This window comes from Roseovarius sp. D22-M7 (assembly GCF_037083785.1).
GTDB lineage: Bacteria > Pseudomonadota > Alphaproteobacteria > Rhodobacterales > Rhodobacteraceae > Roseovarius.
This window is the reverse complement of sequence record NZ_JBAPKY010000112.1, coordinates 1-4,585: the sequence shown is the minus strand read 5'-3', so window position 1 is coordinate 4,585 and position 4,585 is coordinate 1. Positions and strand designations below refer to the sequence as shown.

The 4,585-nt window shown below is 60.0% G+C and carries 4 protein-coding genes and 1 pseudogene; 2 read left to right on the top strand and 3 right to left on the bottom strand.

Annotated features, from left to right (window positions below):
- Window positions 1-103: 103 nt before the first annotated feature.
- Both V8324_RS21090 and V8324_RS21085 read right to left on the bottom strand, forming a co-directional pair.
- Window positions 104-412, bottom strand: coding sequence for a hypothetical protein (locus tag V8324_RS21090; RefSeq protein WP_336421863.1), 309 nt, complete (start codon window positions 410-412; stop codon window positions 104-106).
- A 117-nt stretch (window positions 413-529) separates the two neighbouring features.
- A complete protein-coding gene (locus tag V8324_RS21085) occupies window positions 530-745 on the bottom strand; it encodes a hypothetical protein (RefSeq protein WP_336421862.1) in 216 nt (71 codons plus the stop codon).
- Window positions 746-1,586: 841 nt separating this feature from the next.
- Here V8324_RS21085 and V8324_RS21080 point away from each other — a divergent pair.
- Window positions 1,587-1,835: a flavin reductase gene (locus tag V8324_RS21080; protein ID WP_336421861.1), complete on the top strand. Its 249-nt coding sequence runs from the start codon at window positions 1,587-1,589 to the stop codon at window positions 1,833-1,835.
- A gap of 145 nt (window positions 1,836-1,980) precedes the next feature.
- On the opposite strand, the gene ftsH is transcribed toward V8324_RS21080, so the two are convergent.
- Window positions 1,981-3,777, bottom strand: a complete 1,797-nt coding sequence (gene ftsH, locus V8324_RS21075) for an ATP-dependent zinc metalloprotease FtsH (RefSeq protein ID WP_442970591.1) — start codon at window positions 3,775-3,777, stop codon at window positions 1,981-1,983.
- A 412-nt stretch (window positions 3,778-4,189) separates the two neighbouring features.
- On the opposite strand from ftsH, the pseudogene V8324_RS21070 reads away from it, so the two are divergent.
- Window positions 4,190-4,477: pseudogene (locus tag V8324_RS21070) on the top strand (transposase); the annotation flags it as partial.
- Window positions 4,478-4,585 lie beyond the last annotated feature (108 nt).

Below are 4,585 nucleotides of genomic sequence, written 5' to 3'. Positions count from 1 at the left end.
CGCCGGCCATCCGAAAAACCGGATCGACGAACTCCTCCCTTGGAACTTCCAGACGTCAAGCTGAAAAGCCCGTGGGGCCCAGCTGGCGCTTACTCGGCGGCGGCTATGAAGGTACCAAAACCATCTTGGATATGGAAGAAGGTGTCTTCGGGCAGATCGGCGTCCAGGGAGCCCATGCGATCCCATCGGGATCAAGCGTCTCGCATGCCTGTTTCAGTCCGGTGCGGCGACCCGTGAGGGTCTTGGGCGAATTGATTCCCGCCTTTACCTGCTTCTCCAGCCACGCGAGATACCTGTCAAACAGCTCGTCGAGCGTACCCTTCTTCGGCTGCTCCGGCTTTTTCGTTTCTAACACCTTGCCCGCACGCGCGGCGAGGTAGTGCTCGTGGAAGCCCGGCTCGTCCGGTCCCATAGGTGATCGGGATCTTCTTGTCCCGGTTGCCCTTTACGCGCACGCGCCACCTGATCGTGCGCGCCGCTGTCTCGTCTTTGAGGAGCCCCTCGAATTCGAATTTCATTTCTCTGCACCCTATTTTTTCGGCACCTTTTCGCTCTGCACCACGTTCGCATTATCTTTCAATTTTCCAGCGCCAAATTCGATTCGCAGTGATCCATCAGTATTGACGTCGATTGCTGAGACCTCCAGTCCGGCGTCAGCGGTAGCGGACAGGATATTGGAAACAGCGGCTTTGGTAAGCTTTGGCGCTGGCATTTTCTTAAGCCCAAGCTCGAGCGGTGAGGACATCAGAAGGCCTCGGCATCGTTGGCGATCCCCCGTGATTGCGATTACTTGCGACACTGAGAAGCGTTTGGACTACATTTGTATGGCCGCCAGCGGTGTGCGAACGGTCAATTTTGTGCGCAAATAATGTCAATCATCCGTCTGCGCCCGGTTTCCATGTGTTTCTGGCGTGTCTCACATGTCCTGGGCCCCGCCTTACAAGCCATTGCCGATCTCCTGTCCCGACCCTCCACCTTAACTTATGCGCGGTGCTTGGCGAGACGCTGCCATGCGACCCGCATCCTGCGCTCGTGGGCGTTGCGCTTGCGGCATTCTCGCTTCGAACATGCACGCACAGCGTCGTGCAACCTCACATTTTCTGGAGACTTCCTCGCCGAAGTCAAGGAAAGCACGGAGAATAGTCGCGCCATGGCCGTCCGGATCGCGCAGCATGCTACGCGACGTTGCTGCGCCCCAGTCAAAATTGCGGACCTTGCGCAAACGCTTACAAGTGGCGCTCCGCATGCGTGGCCTGGAAAACCGAAGCAGACGGTCAATTGCATCCTTCCGCAAACACCGTGCTGCGTTTGCCCGTACAACCCCTGCGTACCAAGCTCGCACCGTCAGATGCAAAGCACCTGCAGTCCCCAAATCCCCATAGTCACAAACGATCCGACAAGACCAACCCCGCGATTTCCCGCTTGAGCGCTTCTCCGACGCCAGGCAACGCCCCGCTCTTACTCAAACGTCCCGCATGACGTCCGAGAAACCTGCACCTTACCGGACATTAGTGCATCATGCAGCATTTCATGTAGGGTAAAAGCGTCAATGGCTTACGCTGTAAATGACCGAGAGGAAGGTACCGATGAACCCGCTGCCGCTTCCTCGCGCTTTCACCCTGATCGAACCCGGGCCGGTGGTGCTGGTGACGACCCATGACGGGACAAGGTCCAAAAACATGTCCATCACCTGGACGATGGTCCGTGGTTTCGACCCCCCCTTCGCGCTCACCACCGGACGGTGGAACCACTCCTGGGGCGCGTTGAGCAAGACCCGCGAATGCGTGCTCGCCATGGCAAACCCTCGACAAACCGATAGAACCCATGACCCTTGACCTCGCCGCTTGATCAAGCGCAAATCAACCCGCTCGGAGGACGCCGCCGGAGAATTTCCACCACTTTCGAGACACCACAGGATCATGACCTTCAAGGTAGCGGCCTTTCTGCGGCAATCGGCCAATAGGCGTGCAGTCGTCACTATCAGGTAGCAGGCTCCGGCGCGAGTTGGCTGCGCAGGTCGCTTTCGCTCAGCGTTTCCTCTTCCAGAAGCCGCTGGGCCGCGGTATCGATCCGGCTGCGCGCCGTCTCGATCATGCCCTTGGCGCGGTCATAGGCATCATCCACGATTTTCCGGGCGGTCTCGTCGATCAGCCGCGCCGTCTCGTCACCGTGATCGCGTCCGCGAAGTGCCTGCGGCAGCCCGCCCTGTGTCTGCTGACCGTCTTCATAGGCTATAAGGCCCAACGTGTCGGTCATGCCGTACTGTGCCACCACGGCACGCGCCATCTGCGTCACCTTCTGCAGATCGTCCGCAGCACCGGTCGAGATGTCCTCGAAGAACACCGCCTCGGCCGCGCGCCCGCCGAGCAGGACAGTGATCTTGTCGATCAGCTCCGCGCGGGTCATCAGAAACCGGTCACCGATGGGCCGCTGCAACGTGTAGCCGAGCGCGCCAATGGAGCGCGGCACGATGGAGACCTTTTGCACGGGATCAGCCCCGGGCAGCGCAAGCCCAAGATAGGCGTGGCCCAACTCGTGATATGCAACGCGCACGCGCTCTTCCTCCGACATGGGGCGGTTCTTTTTCTCCGACCCGGCGACCAACCGCTCAATGGCGGCGGTAAAGTCGACCTGCTCGACCGCGTCGGCCTCGCGGCGGGTCGCCAGCAATGCCGCCTCATTGACGAGGTTCTCCAGATCGGCGCCGGAAAATCCTGCCGTAAGCCGGGCGATCGCCTCGAAATTGACGCCATCGGCAAGTTTCACCTTGCGGGCGTGCACACCGAGAATATCGATGCGGCCCTTCTTGTCGGGCCGCGGAACTGTGACGTGTCGGTCGAAGCGGCCGGCGCGCAGAAGCGCGGGATCAAGTATCTCGGCACGGTTTGTGGCACCCAGCACGAGAAGGCCGGATTTCGGGTCAAACCCGTCGAGCTCCACCAGAAGCTGGTGCAGCGTCTGCTCTTTCTCGTCATTGCCACCGCCGGCCATGCCCGGCTGGCTGTTGCGCGCGGCCCCGAGCGCGTCCAGCTCGTCTATGAAGATGATCGCCGGGGCGTGTTCGTTTGCCTGCTTGAACAGGTCGCGCACCCGTGCAGCTCCGACACCCACGAACATCTGTACGAATTCCGAACCGTTGATGTAGAAGAACGGCACGGCGGCTTCGCCGGCCATGGCGCGCGCAACCAGCGTCTTGCCTGTGCCCGGCGGCCCGGCCAGCAGCACGCCCTTGGGCACTTTCGCACCCAGCCGCCCGTAGCCCTGCGGGTTCTTCAGGAAGGCGACCAACTCTTCAAGTTCCTCGCGCGCCTCGTCGATGCCGGCGACATCCTCGAAGCTGGTGCCTGTGTCCTGCTCGTAGCTCACCCTGGCGTTGGACTTGCCAATCTGCATGAGCTGTCCGCCCGGCCCGCCCTGCTGCATCATCCGGCGGATGACGAAGTACCATAGCGCGAAGAAGATCCCCAGCGGAATGATCCATGACAGCATCCCTGTCCAGAAGTCGGTTTCGACCTTGCCGTCATACTCGACGCCGGCCTCCTCAAGCTGGTCGACGATATCGCCCTGCACGCGACGGGTCACGAACTCGGTCTTGCCATCGACGGGCTCCGAGTAGATGCCGTCCAGCGTTTCGGAGCCGACGGTGACGCGCTCGATGTTCCCCTCGTCAAGCTGCTTCTCGAATTCTGAAAAAGGGATCTGGTCGGTGCGCTGCAGATCCATGATCAGGCCCTGCAACAGAAAAACGCCGAAAATCGCAATGATCGCGTAGCCCACGTTCCATCGTATCTGCTGGTTGTTTTGCGGTGGACGGATGTTGAACTATCTGCCGCGATTGTCCTTGTCCTGTGCCATGCTTCTCCCTCGATTATCTCGCGATGACACGCCATTTTTCAGGGCAAGCCAAGTGGCGTGCTCTTGTAGATTTCTCAGTCTGCGTTTTCGAGAATCATATGCTGAGCATTTCAACAGTTGCTTGAACCGGCAACCCGAGCAACCAGTTCTGGCCGCCAGACCGTGGCGCAGGATTCCGAACTCAATTTGCAGATGAAAGATCGAGGAGTTCCGAAGTGATGCCAGTTCAGGATTAGAGGCCGCACATGACCGCGTTAAGGAACCCCTGAAAAACCTTCGGTTTCTGGCCTGATCTGGTAGTCTTGCGGTGACCTTGAGAGGAGCCGCGCCGATGGTGAAACAGCCCGCCTTTCCCGGCCTGACACATGCGATGAAGAAGAAGCGGATACGGCGGGAACGGTTTCTCGCGGAGATGGATGTGGTGGTGCCATGGTACCGGCTACACGGGCTGATCGGGCCGCACTATCCAAAAGCCGGACCGAAGGGCGGTCGCCCTCCGATGCCGCTGGAGACGGTGCTGCGGATCTACGTCCTCCAGAACTGGTATGCGCTGAGCGATCCGATGGCTGAAGAGATGCTCTACGACAGCGACGCGATGCGGCGCTTCGCCGGGATCGAGCTGGGCGATGACCGCATGTTGATTGTCGCTGAGATCTGACCCGGCAACCACCAAAATTGTCACTGAGAACTGACCCATGTGCAACCTTTCCCCGGCTTGAACCAGCTGGGG